Origin of the sequence: Arthrobacter sp. ISL-69 (genome assembly GCF_018613775.1) — a bacterium.
Taxonomy (GTDB): domain Bacteria; phylum Actinomycetota; class Actinomycetes; order Actinomycetales; family Micrococcaceae; genus Arthrobacter.
The window spans coordinates 174,275-199,346 of record NZ_JAGGPO010000017.1; the positions used below are offsets into that span (position 1 = coordinate 174,275).

Here is a 25,072-nt window from a genome sequence, read left to right on the forward strand (position 1 = left end):
CATGGGTACGCACGCACACATACGCACGCACTCAATGGAGAGGGATCGTTCCTGTGGCAGACACAGTCCTGACAAGAAGCGAAATCGACGAACGCGGCCTGGCCCGCCTGGCCCAGCGGCTGGCGGCGTGGACCGAAAAGTGGTTCCCGGATGCCTACATCTTCGCGCTGGCCGGGGTGGTCCTCATTGCCGTGGCCGCCCTCGCCATCGGCGCCTCGCCGCAGTCCATCGCCGATTCATTCGGCAACGGATTCTGGGACCTCACCGCGTTCACCCTGCAAATGGCCATGGTGGTGCTCACCGGCTACGTGGTGGCGACGTCCCCGCCGGTGGCAAGGCTCATCAACCGGCTCGCGCTTGTCCCGTCGACGGCCCGGACCGCCGTCAGCTTCGTGGCGATGCTTTCCATGTCCGTGTCCTTCCTGAACTGGGGCCTCAGCCTCATCTTCGGCGGGCTCCTGGCACGCGCCATCGCGCGCCGCAAGGACCTTTCAGTGGACTACCGCGCGCTCGGGGCGGCCGCTTTCATGGGCCTCGGCGCCGTGTGGGCACTGGGGCTGTCATCCTCGGCCGCCCAGCTGCAGGCCACGGCTGCATCGCTGCCGCCTGCCCTGCTCAAAATCACCGGAGTCCTGGACTTCGGCACCACGATTTTCACGTGGCAGTCGCTGCTCACCCTGGCGATCCTTATGGCGCTCACCACGTTGATCGCCCATTTCTCGGCGCCGCGCGGTGCCGCCGTGCGTACTGCCGAGGACCTCGGGGTGGATCTCGACGACGAACCCAGCGAACCGGCGCCGCGGTCCCGGCCCGGCGAATGGCTGGAATACAGCATGATCCTGCCGGTCCTCGCCGGGATCCTGACCCTGGGCTGGGTGGTGTCGCAGTTCCTCTCCAAGCCGTTCCTGACAGTGGTGAGCAGCCTCAACGGATACCTGCTGGTTTTCCTCATCCTGGGCCTGGTGCTGCACCGGACTCCGCGGAACTTCCTGCAGGCCGTGACCAAGGCCGTGCCCGCGACTGCCGGCATCCTCGTGCAGTTTCCGCTCTATGCAGCCATGGCCGCCATCCTCACGAAGGCCACCGGCCACGGCGGGATGTCCCTCTCGGCGCACCTGGCCGAATTCTTCTCGGACATCGGCGGCGGCGGTGCGTTCGCCGTCGTAATTGCCCTCTATACCGCCGTGCTGGGGCTGTTCGTTCCCTCCGGCGGCGGCAAATGGCTGGTGGAGGCGCCGTACGTGATGCAGGCTGCGACGGACGTGAACATGAACCTGGGCTGGACCGTCCAGATCTACAACATCGCCGAGGCCCTGCCTAACCTGATCAACCCGTTTTTTATGCTGCCGCTGCTCGCGGTTCTCAGGCTGCGGGCCCGGGATCTGGTGGGCTTCACATTCCTGCAGTTCGTGTTCCACCTGCCTGTGGTGCTCCTGCTCGTGTGGCTGCTGGGAATGACGTTCGAGTTCGTTCCGCCGGTCATCCCTTAAACCACGCTGACCCGCAGCAGGTGCCGTTGGGACGGCATCCGCTGCGGGTCAGCAGGGTTAAGGGCTAGGCGGGGTCGGAAACCACCAGGGTTTCGGTACCGCCCAGGCGGGCCTTGCCGCTCTCCAGCAAAGGTTCGACGACGGCGCGCAGCGCAGCCATCGAGTCATCCAGTTCCAGCACCACGGGGTGCTGGAACGCGATGAGCGCCAGCAGGTCGCGGACGGCGAAGCGGGCTTCATCCTCGGACAGCTTCGGCTCATGGCCGACGAATACGTCCGTGGGCTGGCCCGACGCCGACCCGTCGCCGCCCGCCGCGTTCTCCCCGCCGGGGGCAAGCTCCGCGTAGCTGATGGCGAACGCCTCGAGCCGGCCCTTCCTGCTGGCCGGGACGCCCGGGCCAAACGCGCTGGCCTTCGGGGCCCGCAGCACAATGGCGCCGTGCGCCCCGCTGAGCTCGTCGAGAAACAGCCGCTGCACGGTGCCGATGCCCAGCTCGCCCGGGCTGTCCCAGCCGTGAACGGCCGTGTAGTACCGGCCCACCACGTCGCTGAGCTCCACGGAGCCGGTGGCAAGATCCTCGATCTGTTCGGAGGCCGCGGCCTCGGAACCGTCGCCGAAGACTGGCAGCTTGAGCGCCCCCGGCTCCACGACAACAAGGCGTGAGCGCTGGATGGGAGCCAGGCCGGCAGCTTCGGCGAAAGCGGCTCCGGGCGTGCCCGGTTCCACCTTGGTCCGCAGGCTGGAAACGCCCGACGGCGCCTGGCCGGCCTCGTGTCGGAGCATCGTCAGCAGGGTGGAGCCGACGCCGGCGCGGCGGTGATCCCGCGCCACCTCGATGTAGGCCCAGAGCCGCTCCGGGTGCAGGGAGGCCTCGTGGACCACGGCCGCACCGATCGGGATGGCCACACCATCCACGACGTCCTCGGCCACGATGCAGCGGCGCCACGGCGAGTTGCCCGAAGGGGCCAGGGTGCCGCGGAACTGCCGGGCCTGTTCGGTCTCCGGCCCTCCCCAAAGCTCCAGCAGCGCCAGGTCGTCGCCCTCGCGCCATTCACGGTATTCGATGGGCATGCTCAGGCGCCGATCAGCCGTGCGGCCAGGTAGCCCTCCACCTTGTCCAGGGAGACACGTTCCTGGCTCATGGTGTCGCGCTCGCGGATGGTGACGGCCTGGTCCTCGAGGGTGTCGAAGTCCACGGTGATGCAGAACGGCGTGCCGATCTCATCCTGGCGGCGGTAGCGGCGGCCGATGGCGCCGGCGTCGTCGAAGTCGATGTTCCAGTTCTTGCGCAGCTGGGTGCCCAGGGCCTTTGCCTTCGGGGACAGGTCCTCGTTGCGGCTCAGCGGCAGCACGGCGGCCTTGACCGGAGCCAGCCGCGGATCCAGCTTCAGCACGGTGCGGACATCCACGCCGCCCTTGGCATTAGGGGCCTCGTCCTCGGTGTAGGCGTCGATGAGGAACGCCATGAAGGAACGGGTCAGGCCGGCGGCGGGCTCGATCACGTACGGGGTGTAGCGCTCGTTGGTGGCCTGGTTGAAGTAGCTCAGGTCATGGCCGGAGGCCTTGGAGTGCGTGGAGAGGTCGAAGTCCGTGCGGTTGGCAATGCCTTCCAGCTCGCCCCACTCGGAGCCCTGGAAACCGAAACGGTATTCGATGTCCGTGGTGCCCTTGGAGTAGTGGCTCAGCTTCTCCAGCGGGTGCTCGAAGAAGCGCAGGTTATCGGCCTTGAGGCCCAGGCCGGTGTACCAGTCCATCCGTTCCTGCATCCAGTACTGGTGCCACTGCTCGTCCGTGCCCGGCTCGACAAAGAATTCCATTTCCATCTGCTCGAATTCACGGGTGCGGAAGATGAAGTTTCCGGGCGTGATCTCGTTGCGGAAGGACTTGCCGATCTGGCCGATGCCGAACGGCGGCTTCTTCCGCGAAGTGGTGAGCACGTTGTTGAAGTTCACGAAGATGCCCTGCGCGGTTTCCGGGCGCAGGTAGTGCATGCCTTCCTCGTTGGCCACCGGGCCGAGGAAGGTCTTGAGCAGGCCGGAGAATTCCTGGGGCTCAGTCCATTCGCCGCGGGTGCCGCAGTTGGCACACGCGATGTCCTTCAGGCCGTTCTCGGCCGGACGGCCCTTCTTTTCCTCGTACTCTTCTTCGAGGTGGTCGGCCCGGTAGCGCTTGTGGCAGGAGAGGCACTCCACCAGGGGATCGGAGAAGACCTCCACGTGGCCGGACGCTTCCCAGACCTGGCGGGGAAGGATCACCGAAGAGTCCAGGCCCACCACGTCCTCGCGGCCGCGGACCACCGACTGCCACCACTGGCGTTTGATGTTTTCCTTCAGCTCGGCGCCGAGGGGCCCGTAGTCCCAGGCAGAACGGGAGCCACCATAGATTTCACCGGCCTGGAAAACGAAGCCCCTCCTCTTGGAGAGCGAGATGACCTGGTCGAGAACGGATTTTGCTGCCATGGGGAACTCCAATTTCTACAGGGCCGCTGGGTGCGGTCCGCGCGGTTTCTAGGCCCCAGTACCCGGCTGGTTGCCGGGCGGGGCGGTACGAAGGAAAGATGTGCAGGAAGCTGCGTGTCCTAGCCTACCGGCCCGGCTGCCGCTTGAGGGCGCCCCGCGGCCACGGCAGGGTGGCCAGGACAATCGCACCGAGGGTAAGGACCGTGCCGAGGACGGTGGGCAGGGCAACCACCGTGCCGGGGGCGGGAAGCACCAGGTCGAGGCCCAGCGAACCCAACAGCTGGCCAGCGATCATGCCCAACCCGGTGACCAGCACGCCGAGGCTCCGGACCAGCAGTGCGCCCAGGCCGATGAACGCGCACCCCATCGGTCCGCCCAGGTAGTACCACCATTCAGCGGGCAGGCCGTTGCCGGCTCCGGCGACAGCGAGTTTGATCAGCCAGGCGAGCCACAGCACGGTGGCGCCGGAGATGAAGTTCACCAGGGTCGCCGCGATGGGCGTGCCGTAGTGCACTGTGGCCATCCCGTTCATGGCCTGCTGGAAACTCATCAGGAAGCCCGCGATGACGGGCAGGAGCACCGGCAGCAGCAGCCGTGCCGGGTCCGCGCCGCCTCCCGCGGGGCCGCCGGCCCCAGCGCCGCCGAACCGCGGGGACACGGCCCAGGCGACGGCGGCTATGGTCAGCACAGTGCCCAGGACCCGGATTCCGGTGACGGACTTCTTGCCGGCGGGGCCGATGCCGAGCCGGTCCACCAGCAACCCGCTCAGGGTCTGTCCTGTGACCGTGGCCACAGTAAACAGCGCCACTCCGAGCAGGCCCACGGTGAAGGCCTGGGCAAAAACGAAGAACGCGCCGATGCCGCCGGCAATCACATAGACCGGCGGAAACCGCCGTTCCCGGAGTGCCGGCAGGATCTGGGCCAGCCCGCGGCGTCCCCTCGGCACGACCAGCGAAACCACGATCATCACGACCAGTCCCGTGGTGAAACTCACCACGGCGGCGGCTATGCCATCGTTCAAGCGGGCGCCCAGAGCACCGTTGATCCGGCCCTGAACGGGAATGGCGAGTCCGGCGCCCACAGCCAGCGGTAGTCCTGCAATGAGTGGGAGACGGGGTGCTTGGGTCACTGGATTCACCTTACGTCAGGCATCATTGCTTGTATGAGCAACCCGGAAATCGAAGAGATCCCCATCCGCGACGACATGATCCGCCTGGGTCAGCTCCTGAAGCTGGCCAGCCTGGTCGAGGACGGTGTAGAGGCCACGGAGCTGATCAAAAACGGGCTGGTCAAGGTCAACGGCGAAATCGACGACCGCCGCGGACGGCAGCTCCACCACGGCGACACGGTCACCGTGAATGGCAGGACCGTACGGATTTCGACCCCCGCCGGTTCCTAACTGTCCCCGGCTGGCCGGCCGCGCCCCGCGGCCGGCTCCTGAAGTTACTTCTTCAGCACCTCGTGGGTGAGGAACTCGGACACGTGGCCGATCTCCTGCTGGTTGATCCCGTGCCACATTCCCGCGTAGAGGACCTTCGTCAGCTTCACGTGGCCCCGCACCCAGCCCATGGTGTATTCGATCTTGTCCTGGGTGATGACGGGGTCCTGCTGGTCACGGCCCCAGAACAGCGGGACGCTGCCGTTAAGTTCGTCGTCGCGGAAGCTCGGATCCCCGCCGGCATTCACCACAAACCCCGAAAGTCCGACGACGGCGGCGAAGTCCGCCGGGCGCTGCCTCAGCAGCGTCGTGGCCATCGCCATGCCCATGGAGAACCCGAGCAGCGTGACGGAGGGGTGGTCGCCCTTGACGCCGTCGAGCCAGTCCAGCACGAAGCTGGCGGCACTCTTGACCGCGTCAAGGGAATAGTCCGCGGAATCCGTCAGGGGGAACCAGGTGAAGCCCGGACCCATCGCGATGGGGGCACGCACGGATGCCACCGCAAAATCGCCGGGCAGCAGATCTGCCAGGCTGAGCAGATCCTGTTCGTTGGCACCGTAACCGTGCAGCAGGACCAGCAAAGGCTTTCCCGAGCGCGCTGCGCCAGGAGTGGACCACAGGACAACAGGGGCAGTGGATACGTCGGCTTCAGTCATGGATCCATTCTTGCAGTTACCCCCGGGTAACAACCTACGGTGGCGTAGCTTGAGGCTAACGAGGCAGGATGGAAACGTGAGCGAAACTGAAGCCATTCCCAATCCGCAGGACACCGTTGATGCCCACCCCTGGGGCCGGTATGTAGCCATGGGCGATTCCTTCACGGAAGGCATTGGGGACCCGGAGCCCGGAAGCCCCGGCGGGCACCGCGGCTGGGCCGACCGGGTGGCCGAGGAACTGAGCCGTGGCCACGCTGATTTCGCCTACGCGAACCTGGCCGTACGCGGGCGGCTCATGGAACAGATCGTGGACCAGCAGCTGGCACCGTGCCTGGCCCTCAAACCGGACCTGGTGACACTCTCCGCAGGGGGCAACGACCTCATCCGGCCCGGCGGCGACCCCGATGCGCTGGCGGAAAAGCTCGATTCGGTGGTGCATATCCTCAGCCTTGGCGGCGCCACCGTTGTGCTGTTCAACGGCCCGGACACCGGATCCTCCGTCCTCGGCAGGCTCCGCAGCAAGATCGCCATCTACAACGAGAACCTGCGCACCGTGGCGGCACGGCACGACGCCGTCATTGCCGACATGTGGTCGCTGCGCCAGCTCAGCGACCCGCAGATGTGGGACCAGGACCGCCTGCACTTCTCGCCGCTGGGCCACCACACCATCGCGGCCATGGTGCTGGATTCCCTCAACATCCACCACACCCTGGAGCCGCTCTCCCCCAAGCCCCTCCCCCAGCGCAACTGGCGCGAGGCGCGGTCCGGCGACCTGGTGTGGGCACGCGAATACTTTGTTCCGTGGGTTGTCCGCCGGCTGCGCCACCAGTCCTCCGGGGACGGCGTCACTGCCAAACGGCCCACACCGGGTCCGGTTTTCGGTCCCGGCATGCCGTTGGGTTCAGGCGAGGTCCCCGGACTAGAGCCCGGGCGGAGGTAGGGCCCGGGTGGACGCCGACGACGTCGTCAGGCTGAGGCTAAGACGGCAGCAGCTGCGCGCGCCTCGCGCAGCTACGCCGGAAGACGCCCTGAAGAACCTCCTGGCCGTGCAGTCCCAGGAGTTCCCCTATGCCCGCTGGTCCCTGGCGCAACGCACGGCAGGGGCATCCGCTGCTGACGTTGAACAGGCGGTGGCCGACGGCCGGATCCTCAGGACGCACATCCTGCGGCCCACCTGGCACTTTGTTCACCGCGACGACCTCCGCTGGCTGATGGCGCTGTCCGCACCCCGGCTGCATCAGGGAAACCAAGGCATGTACCGGCAGACGGGCATCGACGCCGCGGCGGCGTCCCGGAGCGCCGGGGTCCTCGCCGGTGCCGTGGCCGGCGGCGCCCACAAGACCCGGGAGGAGCTCTCCGCGGAACTGCAGCGCAGCGGTTTTACGGGCAAGGGCCTGGAGCTGGCGTACCTGATCATGCACGCGGAGATCAGCGGCGTGCTGACCAGTGGAACGCCCGTCCGCAGCAAGGGCGGCGCGCTGCGCCAGACCTATGCCCTCTTCGATGAGCGCGTTCCGGCAGCACCAACTGGCCCCGCCGACCGTCCGGCGGCCCTGGCCGAGCTTGTCCGGCGCTATTTCCAAAGCCGCGGACCCGCCACCGCCAAGGACTGTGCCGACTGGTCCGGGCTCACCGTCACGGACGTCCGGCTCGGGCTGGCACTGGCGCTGGAAATTGACCCCGATGCCCTCGAGACCGCCGCGCTGGACGGTGTGGAGGTTCATTTCAAGCCGGACTCGCGGCGCGAACCTGCGGCGGATGGACAACCCCGGATCGACCTTATCCAGTGCTACGACGAATACGTCATGGGCTATTCCCGCACGCGTCACTTCCTGGGCGGCACCGCCCCCGCACTGCCCGAGCGGGACTCTCCGATGCACGTGGTGCTGCGGGATGGCCGCATGATCGGTTCCTGGCGACATGTCCTGGCCGGCGGTAGCTGTGAGCTGGACATCCGCACCGGACCGGAACCCGGCGATGCCGCCACTCCAGGCACCGACCGTGCAGTCGACAAGGCAGTTGAGGCCTACGGAAAGTTCCTGGAAATGCCGGTGGTCCGGAAATAAGTGGCCCGGAAGTTACCGGGCTGGGGTGCCGCCGGCGACGGACAGGGCCGGGCTTGGCAGCCGGGGGTTAAACTGAAGGGACACTTCTGAGAGGCCGTCCACCGTGAGCAACATGTTCTTCTGGATCATCATTCTGTCGTTCCTGATTCCCTTTGCCATGCGCATGTACCGGAAGTCCGTCCGGGGCAGGAACCAAAACCAAGGATTCAATGGACAGTACCCGGGCCAATTTCCCGGGCAGCAGCCGGACCGCCCGAACAACCAGCCGCGCGACGGTTACACCCAGCAGGACTACTTCGGCGGCGGGTTCCGCCAACTCGGCGGCCCGCAGCAGCCCCCGTTGGACCAGCCGTACCAAAATGGCGGCTACCAGAACCCCGGTTACCCGCCCGCCGGATATCCGGCCCCGGGCGGCCCCGGACAGGTGCCGTACGAAGACAGCCCCGGCTATCCGGCCAACCAGTCACGCCCGGAACCGCAGCAGCCGTCCGCTCCGGCCACTCCTCCGCCGCCGTCGGCTCCGCAGGGTTTCCGCGCGCGGAAACTGGCCGAGCTGGACCAGCAGTACAGCAACGGCGAGATCGCCATGGAGGAATACATGACCCGGCGCGACGAGATCATGAAGGGCTAGACGAGATCATGAAGGGCTAGTTGTACTCGGCCAGGACCGCTAGCTCGCCGGGTCATACCCGAACTCGCGGAGCTCCTGCGAGCAACGGCAGGCCACCGCGATCTTCCTCGCCCACTCGACCGCGTCCTCGCGCGTCGGCAGCTCCAGCACGGTGAACCCACCGTTGAGTTCGGAGCCCGGATAGATCTCGGTGCTCACCGACCCGTCGGCGGAGACCAGCACCGGAGCGGCTTCCTCCTCGATCCCACCGCCGAATACGTAGACGCCGGCGCCCTTCGCCTCCTCGATCACAGCGTGGGATTCGGCGAAGACGATCGGGAACTCCTCGTCGGTGAGCACCATGGCTTCGCTCGGGAAGGAGATGAGGTATTTGGTCATGTCTCGATGGTGCCCCCGGTCGGGCCGGATAGCAACGGTTGTGGTCAGGCCGCCGGTTCCATCCCAAGTCCCTGCGTCCCCGGTAGTGGCGGCGCGGTGGATTGGTAGGTATGCCCGGTCGGAGTGTGGATTTGCAGGGTGTGTCGGGGTCCGGGGCGTGGTTCGGAGCGCCAGCCGGGTGATTCCTTGGTGTGGTTGCAGGATTCGCAGAGTCCGCTGCCGTTGCTGTGGCTGGTGGGTCCGCCGAGGTGCCACGCGACGATGTGGTCGTGGTGGCGGATCGGCGCATCGCAGTAGGGTGTGCGGCAGGTGTCATCCCGGGCCTGGATGAAGCGGCGCAGCCCTGGCGGGAAGAGCCGCGCCCGGGAATCCATCGCTATCAGGTCGCCGGTCTCCGGGGCCGTGTAGAGCCGGCGGAGCCATGCCGAATACCCGCCTGCGCTAGACCCGCCGAGTTAGACCCACCCGAGGAGTCCGTGTCGCCGCTTGGGCCTTCCTTAAACAGTGTGACCGCCGCTCTTGCCCAGGACGCCGGGACGACGCCATATCCCGGGAGGCGGGCTGGTTCCATGATCTGTCCTCGGGAGCGGCCATCCCCGCCCGAACGCAGGGTGTCAGCCTGGCGGCTGAGCGCCGCGTGGACGGCCACGCCGGCGGTGACCGGGAGCAGGGCAGTCAGATAGGTCATGGTGTCCGGTGCCGGGCGCAGGCTCACGTGCCGGTCGGCCGCGGACAAGCAGGCTGTTTCCTTTACCAGCAGCGTGGCGCGCCATTCATTCAGCTGCCCGGTCTGCAGGGCAGCCAGGGTGTGGGGCATTTCGGTTACGAGGGCTTTGGCCAGTCCCAGCAGCCGGCCGCCGCGGGCCGGGGATTCACGCCGGGCCAAAGCGATCTGCGCGGCAACTCCCTTGCCCAATTCATCAGGTGCAAGTCCGGCTTCAGCCTGGGTATGTCGCTGCCGGCCATCGAACACCACCGTGGCCCGGGCCTGCAGCCCGGCCGCTGAGGTCCCTGACCGTGATCCCGCGTCCCGCTGCTGCCTGAGCCTGCCCCGGCCCGCCGTTGCCTTCCATGACTGAAGTCTGCCAAGAGGCACTGACAAAATAGCGGCCCTGCCTGGCGCCTAGTCGACCTGCGGGAAGCCGAGGTCAATCACGGAGGTGGACGGATCCGGCCAGCGCGTGGTCACCACCTTGCCGCGGGTGTAGAAGCGGATGCTGTCCGGGCCGTACATGTGGGTGTCGCCGAACAGCGAGTTCTTCCAGCCGCCGAAGGAGAACGTCCCCACCGGCACCGGAATGGGCACGTTGACGCCCACCATGCCCGCTTCGACGTCGAACTCGAACTGGCGGGCAGCCCCGCCGTCGCGCGTGAAGATGGCAACGCCGTTGCCGAACTCATTCTCGTTGACCAGCCTGACGGCGTCGCTGTAGCTGTCCGCGCGGACCACCGAGAGCACAGGACCGAAAATTTCGTCGTCGTACACCTTCATGCCCGGCTTCACGTGGTCCACCAGGCTGACCCCAATGAAGAAGCCGTCCGAGTCGAACACCTGCTCGCGACCGTCCACCACAACCGTGGCGCCTTCATCGGCTGCCCCCGCCACGTAGGAAGCCACCCTGTCCCGGTGTTCCTTGGTGATGAGTGGACCCATCTGCGAGGCCGGGTCCGTACCGGGACCGATCTTGAGATCCGCCATGCGGGTTGAAATGGCGTTCACCAGGTCGTCGGCAATATTGCCCACCGCCACGAGCACGGAGACGGCCATGCACCGTTCCCCCGCGGAGCCGTACGCCGCGGAGACGGCGGCGTCTGCCGCCATGTTCAGGTCCGCGTCCGGCAGGACCACCATGTGGTTCTTGGCGCCCCCCAGCGCCTGGACGCGCTTGCCATGGTCGGCCGCCCGCTTGTAGATGGACTGCGCAATGGGAGTGGATCCGACGAAACTGATAGCCTTCACGCCCGGGTGCTCCAGCAGGACGTCCACGGCCTCCTTGTCACCGTGGACCACGTTCAGGACTCCCGGCGGCAGGCCCGCTTCGGCAAAGACTTCCGCGATGAAAACGGCCGACGACGGGTCCTTCTCGCTGGGCTTGAGGAGCACAGTGTTGCCGCAGGCCAGCGCACTGCCGATCATCCAGAGCGGCACCATGGCGGGGAAATTGAACGGGGTGATGCAGGCGACCACACCCACGGGCTGGCGAACCGAGTGGACGTCCACGCCGCTGGAAACCTGCTCTGAGCGTTCGCCCTTGAGCATGTGCGAAAGCCCGGTGGCAAACTCGATGTTTTCCAGGCCGCGGGAGATCTCGCCCTCGGCGTCGGAGAGCACCTTGCCGTGTTCGCTGGTCAGGATGGCTGCCAGCTCGGACTTGCGCTGTGTCAGGATTTCGCGGACGCGGAAGAAGATGTTGGTGCGCTTGGCCAGGCTGGTGGCCCGCCAGCCCGGCAGGGCGGCCTGTGCGGCGTCGATGGCTTCCTCCACGCGGGCGGCGGAGGCCAGGGCCACCTCCTTTTCCTGGGCGCCGGTGGCGGGGTTGAAGACTGGGCCGAAGCGGTCAGCGTCGCTGATCAGGGCGCCGTTGATGAAGTGCGGAATGCGTTGCATGGAAAAGTCCTTTTCGTAAGGCCGGCTGGGGCTAGTTGGAGGTCTCGAGGGAGCCGTCGACGAGTTTGATGATCATCGAGCAGTCCTTGCCGGACTGGCCGGAATCGATGAGGCGCTGGAAGAGGGTCTGCACGTGCTCGCCGATTTCCAGCGGGGTGCCGGTGTCGCGGGCGGCGCTGATGGCCAGGCCGATGTCCTTGTTGGCGAGCTCGGTGGTGAAAGTGGGGGCGAAGTCGTTGTTGGAGGCGGCGGTGGGAACCACACCGCCTACCGGATACCAGGTCCGCAGGGCCCAACTGTCACCCGAGGACACCGAGGCGATGTCCCAGAAAACCTGTTTGTCCAGGCCCAGGCGCTCGGCGAGCACGGCTCCCTCGGCAGTGGACGCAAGGTTGATGAAGAGCATCAGGTTGTTGCAGATTTTTGCTGCCTGCCCCGTGGTGGCGCCGCCGGTGGGTATGACGTTGGCGGCCATGGGCCGGATGTATTCGGTGGCCTCGGCCACGGCGCCCGCCTCGCCGCCGACCATGAAGGTGAGCGTTCCGGCCTTCGCGCCGCTCATGCCGCCCGAGACCGGGGCGTCGACGAACCGGAAGCCGGCGGCAGCGGCGGCGTCGTGCAGCGCCTGGGCGGAGGCGATATCAATGGTGGAGGAATCAACCAGCAGCGTGCGGGTATCGGCATGGGCCAGGACGCCGTCCTCGCCCAGGTACACGGCACGGGCGTGCTCGCCCTTCGGCAGCATGGTGAATACGACGTCGGCCCCGTCCACCGCAGCGGCAAGGCTCGCCACGGGCTTCACGCCGTCCGCTTCGGCAGCTGCCACCGCCTCGGGATTGAGGTCGAATCCGCGGACGTCATGCCCGGCCTTGACCAGGTTTGCCGACATGGACCCACCCATGTTCCCGAGACCGATCCAAGCGACTACTGCCATGGCGAAAGCTCCTTTGCTTCGTGTGCCGGCCGATGCGGCCGACGTTCCGTGTCCACCATCACACCCTGCTACAGTGCAATCAAGGGGAAAAATTACAGACGGCATGTGCATTGATGCACAATGATCCGAAAAGGCTGAACCATGGATTTGAACCGGCTGCCGAGTCCGGATGATCTGCTGATCCTGCTGACCGTTGCCCGGCTGGGCCGGTTCAACGCCGTCGCGGAGACGCTGGGCACCACGCACACCACGATTTCCCGCCGGATCCTGGCGCTGGACAAGCAGCTGGGCGGACGGACCCTGGAGCGCAGCCCGCACGGCTGGGAACTGACCGAACTGGGCAGCCAGGCCGTTGCAGCCGCCGAGGCGATCGAGTCGACGCTGGGGTCGCTGGCCGGAGCCCTCAGCAACGGCGACGCTTCGCTCTCCGGCCTGGTCAGGATCAGCACCTCCGACGGATTCGGGGCGGAATTCGTCGCGCCGGCGCTGGTCCGCCTGCAGCAGGCCAATCCCCTGCTGAACGTCGAGATGCTCAGCGCCACCCGCAAGGTCAGCCAGAACAGGTCCGGCGTGGACCTGGAAGTGGTGGTGGGCCGGATGGAAGTCACCAACGCGCAGCCCATCTTCCTCACCAACTATTTCCTGCGGCTCTACGCCAGCCCGCACTATGTCCGGTCCCGCGGGCTGCCGGCGGCCCTGGACGACGTGCGGGATCACGGCTTTGTGTCCTACGTGGAGTCGGCGCTGCAGGTCGCGGAGCTGGGGCACCGGTCCTCGCAGCTGCCCGCCCCCAAGTCCAGCTTCCAGGCCACCAGCGTGTTCGCCCAGGTGGAGGCTGTCCGCTGCGGCGCGGGCATCGGCCTGCTGCCGAACTTCATGGTGGCGGACAACCCGGACTTCGTGCCGGTGCTGCCCGAGCTGTTCCAGCGCCAGCTCCCCATCTGGGCGGTGGCGCGTCCGGAGTCGCTGCGCTCGGCTTCCGTCCGGGCCGTGGTGGATGCGCTCAAGGCGGAAGTGTCAGGCCGACAGGCAATCCTGGCAGCCTGACACTTACCTACGCCTGGAACAGCCGGCGCACCACTTCGCCGGCTGCCAGGGCATCGAGGCCTTCGTTGATTTCGGCCAGCGGCCTGGTGTCCGTGTGCAGCAGTTCCACGGGGAGCCGCCCGCCCCGCCAGTGGTCAAGATACAGCGGAATGTCCCGTTCGGGGACGGCATCTCCCATGTAGGAACCGAGCAGCCGTTTCCCGGCACCGGCGAACTGCAAGGCCCCCACCGTCAGTTCCGCGGACGGTTTCGGCAGGCCGACGGAGACGACGGCGCCGCCGCGCGTTACGAGGTCCAGGCACGATGCGATCACCCCGGCGGACCCAACGGCCTCGACGGCGACGTCCACGCCGTCGCCGGTCGCCTCAGCGACCAGCCGCGCGGCGTCACCCGGGGTTCCCACAGCCGTAGCACCGCAGTCCAGGGCGAGCTGGTGCTTGCCTTCGTTGGGGTCGATGGCAATGACGGCGGCGGCGCCGGCCAGGGACGCGGCCATCACGGCGGAGAGCCCGACGGCGCCGAGTCCGAAAACGGCCACTGACTGTCCGGCGGTGACCGCCGCGGTGTTCAGCACGGCTCCCATTCCGGTGAGCACGGCGCAGCCGAACATGGCCGCAACGGTGTCCGGGACGTCGTCGCCGATCACAACGACGGATTCCCGGGCCACCACGGCATAGTCCGCAAAGGCTGACACCCCGAGGTGGTGGTTGATCCGCTCCCCCGCCGGTGTCCGCAGCAGTGCCTCACCGTGCAGGAGGTCACCTGAGCCGTTGACCTCCGCGGCGCGGTGGCACAGGGCCGGGCGGCCCGCACGGCACGCCCGGCAGTTTCCGCAGCTGGGGACGAAGACCAGCACCACGTGGTCGCCTTCGGAGACGTCGTCGACGCCCTCGCCGACGGCCACCACCCGTCCCACGGCCTCATGGCCGAGCGCCATCGGCAGTGGCCGGACGCGGGAGCCGTCCACCACCGAAAGGTCCGAGTGACACAGGCTGGAGTAGGTGATGGCAACGCCGAGCTCGCCCGGCCGCGGTTCGGGCTGGTCCAGTTCCTGGATCAGCAGCGGACGGGCTGCGGTGTAGCCGGTTCCGGCGGGAACCGTGGCGTAGAGGACTGCCGCTCGCATGGAGGCTGTTTCCTTGCTCTTACTTCTTGCCGGAGGCAAGAAGGTCCGCCGTGCCCTGGGCGTCCGCGGCATCGACGTCGTGCAGGGAAATGCCGCGCGTCTCCTTGAGGAAGTACACGGAAACCGCCGTCACGATGCAGGCGCCCAGCAGGTACAGCGCCACCGGGGTGGAGGACTTGAAGCTGCTCAGCAGGGCGGTGGCGATGATCGGAGCCAGCGAACCGGCCACGATCGAGGTGACCTGGTAGCCCAGCGATACGCCCGAATACCGCATCCGGGTGGGGAACATCTCGGCCATGATGGACGGCTGGCCGGCGTACATCAGCGCGTGGAAGAGCAGACCGATGGTGATGGCGGCAAGGATGATGAGGTCGTTCCCGGTGTCCATCATGGGGAAGGCGAAGAAGCCCCAGGTGCCGCCGAGGATCGCACCCGCCATGTACACCGGGCGGCGTCCGAATGCGTCCGACATCTTGCCCACCATGGGCACTGCACAGAAGTGGATGAAGTGTGCCACGAGCAACAGGAGGAGGATCCTGGACGTGTCAGTCTGGACCACGACCTTCAGGTAGGTGATGGAGAACGTGACAACAAGGTAGTAGAGAATGTTTTCCGCGAACCGCAGGCCCATGGCGGTGAAGACACCGCGCGGGTAGCGGCGGAAGACTTCGGCAACGCCGTAACCCTTCTTTTCCACGGTGACTTCCTTGCGGGCCTCGAGGAAGATGGGGGCGTCCTGGACCTTGGTGCGGATGTAGTAGCCGACGATCACGATCACCGCGGACAGCCAGAAGGCCACGCGCCAGCCCCAGCCGAGGAAGTCGGCGGAGGACAACGTGGAGGAAAGCGTGAACAGCACGCCGGTGGCCAGGAGGTTGCCCATGGGAACGGCGGACTGCGGCCAGCTGGACCAGAATCCGCGCGACTTGCTGGGGCTGTGTTCGGCTACGAGCAGGACGGCGCCGCCCCATTCACCGCCGACGGCGAAGCCCTGCGCGAAGCGCAGGAACACCAGCAGGGCCGGAGCCCAGTAGCCGATCTGCGCGAAGGTGGGCAGGCAGCCCATGGCGAAGGTGGAGACGCCCACCAGGATGATGCTCAGCTGGAGCAGCTGCTTGCGGCCGAACTTGTCGCCGAAGTGGCCGAAGACGATGCCGCCGATGGGGCGGGCCACGAAGCCCACCGCGTACGTGACGAAGGCGGCAATGATCCCGTCCAGTTCCGTGCCGGAATTGGGGAAGAACATCTTGCCGAAGACCAGGGTGGCCGCGGACGCGTAGAGGAAGAACTCATACCATTCGACAACGGTGCCGGCCATCGAGGCCGTTACCACCTTCTTCAGCCCGGAGGCCTTGACGTCAGTCTCATCCGTGCGCCTTGCGGCAGAGTTTTGTGTGCTCATTGTGAACTCCTTCGGCGTCTCCGTCGACACCATGTGGACCATTCCGTAGGGACGCGTGTGATGTGCACCACCAACGCGTCGGTCCCCTAGAGTATGGGCTCACATTGCCGCAGGCTCAACGCCCTTTTCTGCAGGACAGCTCTGCATAAATGCACATTGAGCCGGCGGGCTACGCGAAGAAGTTCTGCCGAAGCTGGGTGTTGAGCTGGCCGATCTCGGTCAGGAATCCGTCGTGGCCGATGGGCGCCTCGATCACGTGCACCGGCACTTCACCCGGGAGCGCAGCTGCCAGTTCGTGGGACTGCGCGGGGAAATACAGCCGGTCAGTGTCCACGGCTGCAATGAAGAACTCCGCCGTGGACTGTGCCAGCGCCTCCGTCAGCGAGCCGCGGCCCCGGACCACGTCGTGGCTCATGAGCGCTTCCGTGATGGCGATGTAGCTGTTGGCATCGAACCGCCGGACCAGCTTGGTGCCCTGGTGGTCCAGGTAGCTCTCCACCTGGTAGCGGCCGCGATCCCCCAGCGAGACTGCCTGGAGCGGCGCTTCGCCGCCCTGGGCACTGCGGCCGAAGCGGGTCTCGAACTCGTTCGCGGAGCGGTACGTGATATGCGCAATCCTGCGGGCAAGGGCCAGGCCGGCTTCCGGCTCGGCGCCGCCGTAGTAGTCGCCGCCGTTGAAGTTGACGTCCTGGCGGATGGCGAGGGTCTGTGCCTGGGCAAAGGCGATCTGCTCGGCGGTGCTGCTGGCGCCAATGGAAATCACGCCGCAGCGCCGGACCCGGTCCGGGTAACTGACGGCCCATTCCAGGGCGCGGGCTCCGCCCATCGATCCGCCCAGTACCGCGTACCAGCTCCCGATGCCCAGGGCGTCTGCCAGCCGCGCCTCGGCCGCCGTCGTGTCCCGCAGGGTGACCAAGGGAAAGCGTGAGCCCCACGGCTTCCCGTCCGGAGCAGGAGTGGAGGGGCCGGTGGAGCCGTAGCAGCCGCCCACGATGTTGATGGAGATCACGAAGTACTTGTCGGTATCAACCGGCGCGCCCGGACCGGCAAGCTGCTCCCACCAGCCTTCCTCGTCACTGGCTCCCCTCGTCACGTGGGTGCTGCCGGTCAGCGCGTGCTGCACCAGCACGGCGTTGGAGCGGTCCGGGTTCAGCGTGCCCCACGTTTCGTAGGCGAGGGTAACGTCGGGCAGGTGCCCTCCCGCTTCGAGGTCAAGGCCGCCGATGCTCAGGAACTTGACGGTGCCATCAGGAACTGTGTTGGTTTTCACTTCGTGAACGTTTGTTTCGGGTACACCGCTGCGGGTGACGGCAATCGTCATCTGAGGACCTCTTCTTCGCGCTTGCCCGCCGCCAACTGGCCGGCAGGCCAGGTCTTCACCCGGGGCACCCCGCCGCGGAAGGAGGGTTGCCGGCCAGCAAGCCGGGGCTGTCGCTGGCACTCATGACCTGTAGTGAGTCTACGAAATGCGTCCCGGCAATGGCGAAGATTGTGACACCAATATGACTCCCGGCGTCGAGGCGCCGGGAGTCATACGGGGTCAGCACTGCGGCGGCGGGCCCTCCCGCGCAGCCGCCGCCGTTCCCTTAGGCGCCTTTGGCGGCGCGGAAACCGGCGTCGAGGTCAGCGATGATGTCATCGATGTGTTCCAGCCCCACGGAGAGCCGGACCAGACCCGGCGTCACGCCCGCCACGGCCTGCTGTTCGGCTGTCAGTTGGCTTTTCGTGGTCGACGCCGGGTGGATGACCAGGGAGCGCACGTCACCGATGTTCGGCACATGGGAGTGAAGTTCCAAGGCGTCCACGAACCGCCTGCCTGCCTCGGCCCCGCCGGCGATGTTGAACGAGACGATGGCGCCGGTGCCCATGGGCCCGTACTTGCGGTCGCGCTCGTACCAGGGGCTGGACGGCAGCCCCGCATAGGCGACGGATTCGACGTCGGACCGGGCTTCGAGCCATTCGGCGACGCTCACTGCGTTGGCAACGTGAGTTGCCCGAGTCCACGATCACTCCGGCAATCGCACTGCCGTGGCCGCCAAGGTACTTCGTTGCCGAGTGGACCACGATGTCCGCGCCCCACTCCAGCGGCCGGATGGGGTACGGCGTGGACAGCGTGTTGTCCACGATCAGCGGCACGCCGGCTTCATGGGCGGCGGGCGAGACCCCCTCAATGTCCAGGACGTCCTGGCGGGGGTTGGACACCACCTCGGCGAAGAACAGCTTGGTGTTGGGCCGGACTGCGTCCTTCCACTGCTGCAGGTTGTCCGGATCCTCCACGAACGTCACGGAGATGCCGAACTTCTTCAGGGTGTGGGCCAGCAGGTTGTACGTGCCGCCGTAGAGGCTGGGGCTGGCCACCACGTGGTCGCCGGCTTCGGCGACGTTGAGGATGGCGAACGTTTCGGCAGCCTGACCCGAGCTGAGCAGGAGGGCTGCAGGGCCACCTTCGAGGCTGGCCACGCGCTGTTCGACGGCGTCCTGGGTGGGGTTGCCGATCCGCGTGTAGATGGGCGCAAGCTCGGCCAGCGCAAAGCGGTTGGCTGCACTTTCGGCGCTCGGAAACACCAACGACGTCGTCTGGTAGATCGGCAGCGCCCTGGCACCGGTGGCACGCTTGCCGCCCGGCGGATGCCGGAGGGCCAGGTCCTCACCCGGGGCACCCCACCGCGGAACGAGGGTTGCCGGCCAGCAAGCCGGGGCTCAATGCTGGCGCTCATGACCTGGGCCCAGTCTAGGAACGTGAATATGCGCGAACAGCTTTGTGACGAAGGACGTCAGCCGTGCGATTTCGTGCGCTTCAGGCCGGCCCGGGAGGACATCCCATCAAGGTTAGGGGAACCTTAGCTGAGAGCTCCATCACAAAGTGCCAAGATGAGGGCATGCGCATGGATCACGTCTCTTACGCCTGTGAACAGGATGGCTTGGCAGCCACCACCGAACGTATTTCGTCCGCCCTCGGCGTCGAAGCCGTAAAGGGCGGGGTGCACCCCCGTTTCGGCACCCGCAACATGATAATCCCGCTTGCCGGGCACAAATACCTGGAGGTCGTGGAGGTCCTGGACCACCCGGCATCCGACAAGGCTCCCTTCGGACAGGCTGTCCGGGCCCGCTCGGCAGCAGGCGGCGGTTGGATGGGCTGGTGCGTCGAAGTGGACGACCTGGCACCGTTCGAAGAACGCCTGGGCCGTTCAGCCGTCAACGGCAACCGCAAGTTCCCCGACGGCCGCGAACTCGTCTGGAAGCAGATCGGCATCCTGGGCCTCATTGCGGACCCGCAGGTGCCGTACATGCTCAAGTGGGAAGGTGATCCGGACCTTCACCCGTCCAACGCCTACCCAAGCAACGTCAAGATGTCCAGCCTCACCATTGCCGGCTCTGCGGAGCGGGTCACGGAGTGGCTGGGCGAACCGGTGGAAAGGCCGCTGGAGGATGTCGCAGTGAACTGGGTCGCCCCGCACGGGACGCCGGGAATCCTCTCCGTCACTTTCGAAACCGCCTCCGGGGCAGTAATCATCTGATCCTGATCCACCGTGTGGTCCGTTACGGGCCACGGGCAGCGTGCTGCCCCTGAACTTCGGCCGCTATCAGCGGGTGCCAAGGACGTCACCCACCGATAGCGGCCGAATCCTTTTAACGGACGGCTAGCCCAGCCCGATGGCCTTGCCGAAGAGGCTGAAGCCGACGAAGGCCACGATGTCCAGCAGTGCGTGGGCGATCACCAGCGGCATAACGCGGCGGGTCTTGGTGTAGATCCAGGCAAACACGACGCCCATCACGGCGTTGCCGATGAAGGGGCCGAAGCCCTGGTAGAGGTGATAGCTGCCCCGGAGCATGGAGCTGGCGAAGATGGCCAATGGCATGCTCCAGCCGAATTTGCCGAGCCGGTCCAGCAGGTACCCCACCACGATGACTTCCTCGACGATGCCGTGCCGTACGGCGGACAGGATCAGCACGGGGATGGTCCACCAGTAGGCGTCCAGTGCGCTGGGAATGATGGCGGTGGTGATGCCCAGCGCCCGGCCGGCGGCGTAGAGCCCCAGGGACGGAATGCCGATCAGCGCGGCGAGGCCCAGCCCCTGCAGCAGGTCCTTGCCGGGACGGGCGAAGTTGAAACCCAGTCTGCGGAAGGCCGAAGCACCGGACTCCCCTGCCGGCCGGTGCTCGGTGAGGAAGTAGATCACCAGCAGCACCGGCACCAGCGCGAACACAATGTCCAACAGCTGGTACGTGAGGTCGAAGTATTCGCGGGTGCTCTGCGAGCGGTTAAGGGTGGAGGTGCCCTCCGCCAGGGGTGCGCGCGTCAGCTTGTCCAGCAGTTGCACCACCGAATACACGGCGGACTGCCCCAGCGACAGACCCAGGACAATCCAGACTTCAATCCGCAGACGACGGCGGGAGGGAACCAGCATGTTCCTATCTTGCCTCCACTTTCTGGTTCTTTCCTGTCCGCGGCGTGCCGACCCTCCGCGGCCGCTCCCCTGCCGGGCCTATGCTTGGAGTTTATGAGTGCGCCCGGAAAAATCATCATGATCCGGCATGGCCAGTCCGCCGCCAATGCCGACACCTCCATTTATAACCGGGTGCCCGATTACCGGATACCGCTGACGGAGCTCGGTCTGGAACAGGCAAAGGCCGCCGGTGAGCAGGTCCGGCGGGAACTGGACGGGCGGCGGGTGTGTGTTTACGTCTCGCCCTATCTCCGGGCCTACCAGAGCCTCGAAGCGCTCAACCTGGGATCCCTCGTGGAGCGGGTCATCGAGGAACCCCGGCTCCGCGAACAGGACTGGGCGAACTTCCAGATCGCCGGAGAGATCGAGGACCAGAAGGAACTCCGGAACGCCTACGGCCACTTCTTCTACCGGTTCCGCGAGGGTGAATCGGGCTCGGACGTCTACGACCGGATCTCCTCCTTTATGGAGACACTCCACCGGCACTGGTCCAAACCGAACTACGCCCCCAACGCGCTGTTCGTGACGCACGGGCTCACCATGCGCCTGTTCTGCATGCGCTGGTTCCACTGGTCCGTGGAGTATTTCGAGTCCCTCAACAACCCGGACAATGCCGAGGTGCGGACCCTGGTGCGCACGGACGTCGGCAAGTATGAGCTGGACAAGCCGTTCAGCCAGTGGGTGGACCGCCGCGTGGACGAGACGGTCCTGGACGCCCCGCCCATGGTCTTCTAGCCGCGCCGACGCCAGCGCGGACCCTGCTGTCAGCGGGCGCGGACGCCCGCCCGCCAGACGGCGTGGGTCAGCGGGATGCCCGGCCGGTAGGCCAGGTGCGTGGCAGAGGGGGCGTTGAGCAGGTGCAGGTCCGCGCGGTGGCCGACGGCGACCGAACCCACCGCCCGTTCGCCGTCGGCGTCGTTCCCCACTTCGCGCCGCAGCGCAAGCGCGCCGCCGTAGGTGGCCGCCCGGACGGCTTCGTGGACGCTGAGGCGCATCTGCAGCACGGCGGTGGTGACGCAGAATGCCATCGAGCTGGTGTAGGAAGTGCCGGGGTTGCAGTTGGAGGCCAGGGCTATCGGCACCCCGGCGTCGAGGAGGTCGCGGCCGGGGGCAAGCGGCTGGCGGGTGGAGAGGTCGCAGGCCGGCAGGCACGTGGCCACGGTTCCCCGAACGCCTGTTCCCTGCCACCCGGCCCAGCTGGCGGCCAGCGCTTCGATGTCCGCGGCGGATAAGTAGTTCACGTGGTCCACGCTGGCCGCACCGAACTCCACGGCCAGCTGCACGCCGGCGCCTTCGCCGAGCTGGTTGCCATGGACGCGCAGGCCCAGGCCGGCGTCCTTGCAGGCCTGCAGGACGCGGCGGGATTGCGCTTCGTTGAAAGCCCCCTGCTCGCAGAACACGTCCGCCCAGCTGACATAGGGCCGGGCGGCCGCCAGCATGGGTCCGCACACCAGGTCAGTGTATTCGTCGGCATCGGCGCCGGCAGGGACCAGATGGGCGCCGAGGTAGGTCACTTCGTCAGCCACCGTGGAGGCAATGCGCGCACTCCGTGCCTCGTTCTCCAGGTCCAGGCCGTAGCCGGTCTTGGTTTCCAGGTAGGTGGTTCCCTGCGAGACGGCCTCGGCCACCCGGCCCAGCGCCAGCCGGGTGAGGTCGAAGTCGGTTGTGCTCCGGGTGGCTCCCGTGGTCACGGCAATCCCGCCGGCGCTGTAGCTCTCCCCCGCCATCCGGGCCTCGAACTCCGCGGTCCTGTCGCCGGCGAAGATCAGGTGCGTGTGCGAATCCACCCAGCCCGGGAGCAGCGCCCGGCCGCCGGCGTCCACGGCGTCGTCGGCTGCAGGGGCGGCGGCGGCCGGCCCGATCCAGGAGATGCGTTCGCCTTCGATCACCACGGCGGCGTCGTTGAGGACGCGGTGTTCCGCGTCCTGGGTCATCAGCTCGGCAATGTTGGTGATGAGGGTGCTCATGAGTCCATTCTTCAGTGCCGGATGGACCAGCGGGTTGCGGCCAGGGCCGCCGCTGTCCGGGATGCCGGACTTAGCCCGGTTTCCTCGTCCCAGGCACGCTGCCCCACGGACGGGCCGGCCAGGATCAGTTCCGCGGCCAGTTCCGCAATGCCGGACGAGGTCTGGAAACCGTAACCGCCCTGGCCGGCGAGCCAGAAGAATCCGGTGGCTTCGGCGTCGAACCCCACTACCGGGACGCCGTCGGCGGCTTCGGTGCGGAGGCCGGTCCACGCAGACTTCACGCCCCTGATGCCCATCGTGGTCACCGCGTTGAGCCGCGCCACCAGCGCCTCGACGTCGCCGGGGTAGGGTTTCGCGTCCTCCGGACCGCTCGGCACGGACTCCGACGGCGAAATCAGTACGTCGTCCCCTTCCTTGCGGAAGTAGAAGGACTCGTCGGCAGCCGCCACCATGGGACAGGCGTCGGGGAGGGAACGTTCGACGTCGACAATCGCCGCCGTGCGGCGGTACGGCTGGAGCCCGAGCTTCTCCACGCCGCTGATCACGGCGAGTTCATCGGCCCAGGCCCCGGCCGCGTTGACCACGATGCCTGCCTGGAAGGCCTCCTGGCCGGCGCCCAGCTCCCAGCCGGATCCGAGCCGCTGGGCGGAATGGACTTTGGCCCCGGTGATGATGTCCACCCCGCCGGCTTCGGCCCGCTGCCGGTGGTCCTCCAGCAGCACGGGGGCGTTGCAGGCGAACGAACCGGTGTCCAGGCCGGCGGCGGTGAAGAATCCGGGATCCAGGACCGGGCACAGCTCCAGGGCCTCGGCATGCGGGATCCGGTGCATGTGCCCGCTGGCTTCCTCCCGGACCGTGTCCTCGTCGCCGATCAGCATGAAGCTGCGCGGCGACAGGACGGGCTCCGGCAGCTCCGCGTCCCGTGCCGCGATCAGCCCGAGCGTGCGGAGGGTCAGCTCCTGCACCACCACGGGCCCGTAGCTGGGGATCAGTTGCCGGGCCGACCGGGCTGAGGTGTGGTAGGCCAGGGACTGTTCGGCCTCGACGAGCGCCACACTGCATTTACCGGCCAGGGCGGAGGCGAGGGACAGCCCGGCAATGCCGCCGCCCACAATCACCACATCGTAATTTGCTGACATGCCTCCATCCTTGCACCCGTCAGGACGTCACGTCAGTACCTGAGGACCTCACCGCGTTGCGGCTGTCGACGAACGCGCGGACGCAGGCTTCGACATCGTCCGCGCTGTGCGCCGCGGAGAGCTGGACCCGGATCCGGGCGGCGCCCTTGGGCACCACCGGGTAGCTGAACGCGGTCACGAACACTCCATGGTGGAGCATCCGGTCGGCCACCTTCGCGGCCATCACGGCATCGCCGAACATCACCGGCACGATGGCATGCTCGCCGTCGAGAAGCTCAAAGCCTTCCGCCGCCATCCGGCTCCGGAACTGCCGGGCGTTGGCAAAGAGCTTCGAACGCAGCTCGGCGGAGTTCTCCACCAGGTCCAGGGCCTTCAGCGTGGCGGCCACGATGGCCGGCGCGAGGGAGTTGGAAAACAGGTAGGGGCGTGCCTTCTGGCGGAGCATGGCCACCACTTCGGCACGGCCGGAGACGTAGCCGCCGGAGGCGCCGCCCAGAGCCTTGCCGAACGTGCCGGTGTAGATGTCCACCCGGTGGCTGACGCCGGCGTGCTCAGGGGTGCCCGCGCCGGTGGAACCCATGAAGCCCACGGCGTGTGAGTCGTCCACCATCACCAGGGCATCGTACTTTTCGGCCAGGTTGCAGATCGCCTCGAGCGGAGCCAGGTAGCCGTCCATGGAGAAGACGCCGTCCGTCACGATGATCTTCCGGCGGGCCGGCTTCTCCTGCGTGGTGGCCTCAATCAGTTTGGCTTCGAGGTCCGCCATGTCGCGGTTGGCATAGCGGAACCGCTGTGCCTTGCAGAGCCTGATGCCGTCGATGATGGACGCGTGGTTCAGTGCGTCCGAGATGATGGCATCGTCGGGACCGAAGAGGGACTCGAACACGCCGCCGTTGGCATCGAAGCAGCTGGAGAACAGGATGGTGTCCTCGGTGCCCAGGAATTTCGAAACACGCGCCTCCAGGGCCAGGTGCAGGTCCTGGGTGCCGCAGATGAAGCGCACGCTTGCCATGCCGAAGCCGCGCTCGTCCATGGCTTCCTTCGCGGCGGCAATGATGTCAGGGTGGTCCGCGAGTCCCAGGTAGTTGTTGGCGCAGAAGTTCAGTACCTTGGCGCCCGCCTCGCCGATCTGGCCGGCCGTGATGTGGCTGGCCTGCGGCGAGTCGATGTGGCGTTCGGTCTTGAACAGGCCTGCGGTGCGGATCTCGTCCAGCTCGTTCTGCAGCTGGTCCTTGATGGCTGAATACATGGGTGCGCTCCTCAGCGGAAGTGGAAGTATGCG

General features: G+C 66.9%; 22 protein-coding genes, 2 pseudogenes and 2 riboswitches. Of the genes and pseudogenes, 8 read left to right on the forward strand and 16 right to left on the reverse strand.

The window, feature by feature from the left end; all coding sequences use genetic code 11:
- Nucleotides 1-53 precede the first annotated feature (53 nt).
- On the forward strand, nucleotides 54-1,490 hold the full coding sequence (locus tag J7I79_RS11970; protein WP_214953391.1) for a short-chain fatty acid transporter: 1,437 nt from the start codon (nucleotides 54-56) through the stop codon (nucleotides 1,488-1,490).
- 64 nt (nucleotides 1,491-1,554) lie between these two features.
- Here J7I79_RS11970 and J7I79_RS11975 read toward each other — a convergent pair whose 3' ends face one another.
- From J7I79_RS11975 to J7I79_RS11985, 3 genes are all read right to left on the reverse strand, one after another.
- The gene (locus tag J7I79_RS11975) at nucleotides 1,555-2,562 is read right to left on the reverse strand and encodes a GNAT family N-acetyltransferase (protein ID WP_214953393.1); all 1,008 of its coding nucleotides are present in this window, start codon (nucleotides 2,560-2,562) and stop codon (nucleotides 1,555-1,557) included.
- Between the two features lie 2 nt (nucleotides 2,563-2,564).
- Complete coding sequence (locus J7I79_RS11980) at nucleotides 2,565-3,950, reverse strand: glycine--tRNA ligase (RefSeq protein WP_214953395.1); 1,386 nt, start codon at nucleotides 3,948-3,950, stop codon at nucleotides 2,565-2,567.
- A 124-nt stretch (nucleotides 3,951-4,074) separates the two neighbouring features.
- A complete protein-coding gene (locus J7I79_RS11985) occupies nucleotides 4,075-5,079 on the reverse strand; it encodes a DMT family transporter (protein ID WP_214953397.1) in 1,005 nt (334 codons plus the stop codon).
- A 33-nt stretch (nucleotides 5,080-5,112) separates the two neighbouring features.
- On the opposite strand from J7I79_RS11985, the gene J7I79_RS11990 reads away from it, so the two are divergent.
- The gene (locus J7I79_RS11990) at nucleotides 5,113-5,349 is read left to right on the forward strand and encodes an RNA-binding S4 domain-containing protein (protein ID WP_104172593.1); all 237 of its coding nucleotides are present in this window, start codon (nucleotides 5,113-5,115) and stop codon (nucleotides 5,347-5,349) included.
- A 44-nt stretch (nucleotides 5,350-5,393) separates the two neighbouring features.
- Here J7I79_RS11990 and J7I79_RS11995 read toward each other — a convergent pair whose 3' ends face one another.
- Nucleotides 5,394-6,044 carry an alpha/beta hydrolase gene (locus J7I79_RS11995; protein ID WP_214953399.1) on the reverse strand — a complete coding sequence of 217 codons (651 nt, stop codon included), beginning with the start codon at nucleotides 6,042-6,044 and terminating at the stop codon, nucleotides 5,394-5,396.
- A 148-nt stretch (nucleotides 6,045-6,192) separates the two neighbouring features.
- Between J7I79_RS11995 and J7I79_RS12000 the strand changes: the two genes are divergently transcribed.
- From J7I79_RS12000 to J7I79_RS12010, 3 genes are all read left to right on the forward strand, one after another.
- The gene (locus J7I79_RS12000) at nucleotides 6,193-6,984 is read left to right on the forward strand and encodes an SGNH/GDSL hydrolase family protein (RefSeq protein WP_251042735.1); all 792 of its coding nucleotides are present in this window, start codon (nucleotides 6,193-6,195) and stop codon (nucleotides 6,982-6,984) included.
- 7 nt (nucleotides 6,985-6,991) lie between these two features.
- A complete protein-coding gene (locus J7I79_RS12005; RefSeq protein ID WP_214953403.1) occupies nucleotides 6,992-8,110 on the forward strand; it encodes a winged helix DNA-binding domain-containing protein in 1,119 nt (372 codons plus the stop codon).
- A gap of 112 nt (nucleotides 8,111-8,222) precedes the next feature.
- The gene (locus J7I79_RS12010; RefSeq protein ID WP_251042737.1) at nucleotides 8,223-8,741 is read left to right on the forward strand and encodes a hypothetical protein; all 519 of its coding nucleotides are present in this window, start codon (nucleotides 8,223-8,225) and stop codon (nucleotides 8,739-8,741) included.
- A 39-nt stretch (nucleotides 8,742-8,780) separates the two neighbouring features.
- Here the strand turns inward: J7I79_RS12010 and J7I79_RS12015 are convergent, their stop codons facing one another.
- The 4 genes and pseudogenes from J7I79_RS12015 to mmsB form a co-directional block, all read right to left on the reverse strand.
- On the reverse strand, nucleotides 8,781-9,119 hold the full coding sequence (locus J7I79_RS12015; protein WP_214953407.1) for a YciI family protein: 339 nt from the start codon (nucleotides 9,117-9,119) through the stop codon (nucleotides 8,781-8,783).
- 44 nt (nucleotides 9,120-9,163) lie between these two features.
- Nucleotides 9,164-10,224: pseudogene (locus J7I79_RS24230) on the reverse strand (HNH endonuclease).
- Between the two features lie 18 nt (nucleotides 10,225-10,242).
- A complete protein-coding gene (locus J7I79_RS12030; RefSeq protein ID WP_214953411.1) occupies nucleotides 10,243-11,727 on the reverse strand; it encodes a CoA-acylating methylmalonate-semialdehyde dehydrogenase in 1,485 nt (494 codons plus the stop codon).
- Between the two features lie 31 nt (nucleotides 11,728-11,758).
- Nucleotides 11,759-12,661 (reverse strand): 3-hydroxyisobutyrate dehydrogenase, encoded by a 903-nt coding sequence (mmsB, locus tag J7I79_RS12035; protein WP_214953413.1) that lies wholly within the window; start codon nucleotides 12,659-12,661, stop codon nucleotides 11,759-11,761.
- 141 nt (nucleotides 12,662-12,802) lie between these two features.
- On the opposite strand from mmsB, the gene J7I79_RS12040 reads away from it, so the two are divergent.
- On the forward strand, nucleotides 12,803-13,708 hold the full coding sequence (locus tag J7I79_RS12040) for a LysR family transcriptional regulator (protein WP_214953415.1): 906 nt from the start codon (nucleotides 12,803-12,805) through the stop codon (nucleotides 13,706-13,708).
- Between the two features lie 7 nt (nucleotides 13,709-13,715).
- Here the strand turns inward: J7I79_RS12040 and J7I79_RS12045 are convergent, their stop codons facing one another.
- The 4 genes and pseudogenes from J7I79_RS12045 to J7I79_RS12060 all read right to left on the reverse strand — a co-directional run bounded on the left by J7I79_RS12045 (nucleotide 13,716) and on the right by J7I79_RS12060 (nucleotide 18,801).
- On the reverse strand, nucleotides 13,716-14,834 hold the full coding sequence (locus J7I79_RS12045) for a zinc-dependent alcohol dehydrogenase family protein (protein WP_214953417.1): 1,119 nt from the start codon (nucleotides 14,832-14,834) through the stop codon (nucleotides 13,716-13,718).
- Nucleotides 14,835-14,853: 19 nt separating this feature from the next.
- Complete coding sequence (locus tag J7I79_RS12050) at nucleotides 14,854-16,236, reverse strand: MFS transporter (protein WP_214953419.1); 1,383 nt, start codon at nucleotides 16,234-16,236, stop codon at nucleotides 14,854-14,856.
- 169 nt (nucleotides 16,237-16,405) lie between these two features.
- Nucleotides 16,406-17,557: a homoserine O-acetyltransferase gene (locus J7I79_RS12055; protein WP_214953421.1), complete on the reverse strand. Its 1,152-nt coding sequence runs from the start codon at nucleotides 17,555-17,557 to the stop codon at nucleotides 16,406-16,408.
- Nucleotides 17,558-17,569: 12 nt separating this feature from the next.
- A riboswitch (SAM riboswitch) is annotated at nucleotides 17,570-17,685 on the reverse strand.
- Between the two features lie 137 nt (nucleotides 17,686-17,822).
- Nucleotides 17,823-18,801, reverse strand: a pseudogene (locus J7I79_RS12060) (O-acetylhomoserine aminocarboxypropyltransferase/cysteine synthase family protein).
- Nucleotides 18,802-18,841: 40 nt separating this feature from the next.
- Nucleotides 18,842-18,957, reverse strand: a riboswitch (SAM riboswitch).
- Between the two features lie 158 nt (nucleotides 18,958-19,115).
- On the opposite strand from J7I79_RS12060, the gene J7I79_RS12065 reads away from it, so the two are divergent.
- Entirely contained in the window at nucleotides 19,116-19,754 is a 639-nt protein-coding gene (locus J7I79_RS12065; protein WP_214953423.1) for a VOC family protein, read from the forward strand.
- A gap of 123 nt (nucleotides 19,755-19,877) precedes the next feature.
- On the opposite strand, the gene J7I79_RS12070 is transcribed toward J7I79_RS12065, so the two are convergent.
- Nucleotides 19,878-20,645 carry a CPBP family intramembrane glutamic endopeptidase gene (locus J7I79_RS12070; RefSeq protein ID WP_104172606.1) on the reverse strand — a complete coding sequence of 256 codons (768 nt, stop codon included), beginning with the start codon at nucleotides 20,643-20,645 and terminating at the stop codon, nucleotides 19,878-19,880.
- A gap of 93 nt (nucleotides 20,646-20,738) precedes the next feature.
- Between J7I79_RS12070 and J7I79_RS12075 the strand changes: the two genes are divergently transcribed.
- Complete coding sequence (locus J7I79_RS12075; protein WP_251042698.1) at nucleotides 20,739-21,419, forward strand: histidine phosphatase family protein; 681 nt, start codon at nucleotides 20,739-20,741, stop codon at nucleotides 21,417-21,419.
- 29 nt (nucleotides 21,420-21,448) lie between these two features.
- Here the strand turns inward: J7I79_RS12075 and hutI are convergent, their stop codons facing one another.
- Genes hutI through J7I79_RS12090 form a run of 3 tightly spaced genes read right to left on the reverse strand, consistent with a single transcriptional unit; the run spans nucleotide 21,449 to nucleotide 25,039 of the window.
- Nucleotides 21,449-22,651 (reverse strand): imidazolonepropionase, encoded by a 1,203-nt coding sequence (gene hutI / locus J7I79_RS12080; protein WP_214953425.1) that lies wholly within the window; start codon nucleotides 22,649-22,651, stop codon nucleotides 21,449-21,451.
- 11 nt (nucleotides 22,652-22,662) lie between these two features.
- Nucleotides 22,663-23,790 (reverse strand): FAD-binding oxidoreductase, encoded by a 1,128-nt coding sequence (locus J7I79_RS12085; protein WP_214953427.1) that lies wholly within the window; start codon nucleotides 23,788-23,790, stop codon nucleotides 22,663-22,665.
- 19 nt (nucleotides 23,791-23,809) lie between these two features.
- On the reverse strand, nucleotides 23,810-25,039 hold the full coding sequence (locus J7I79_RS12090; protein ID WP_214953429.1) for a glycine C-acetyltransferase: 1,230 nt from the start codon (nucleotides 25,037-25,039) through the stop codon (nucleotides 23,810-23,812).
- Between the last annotated feature and the right edge of the window lie 33 nt (nucleotides 25,040-25,072).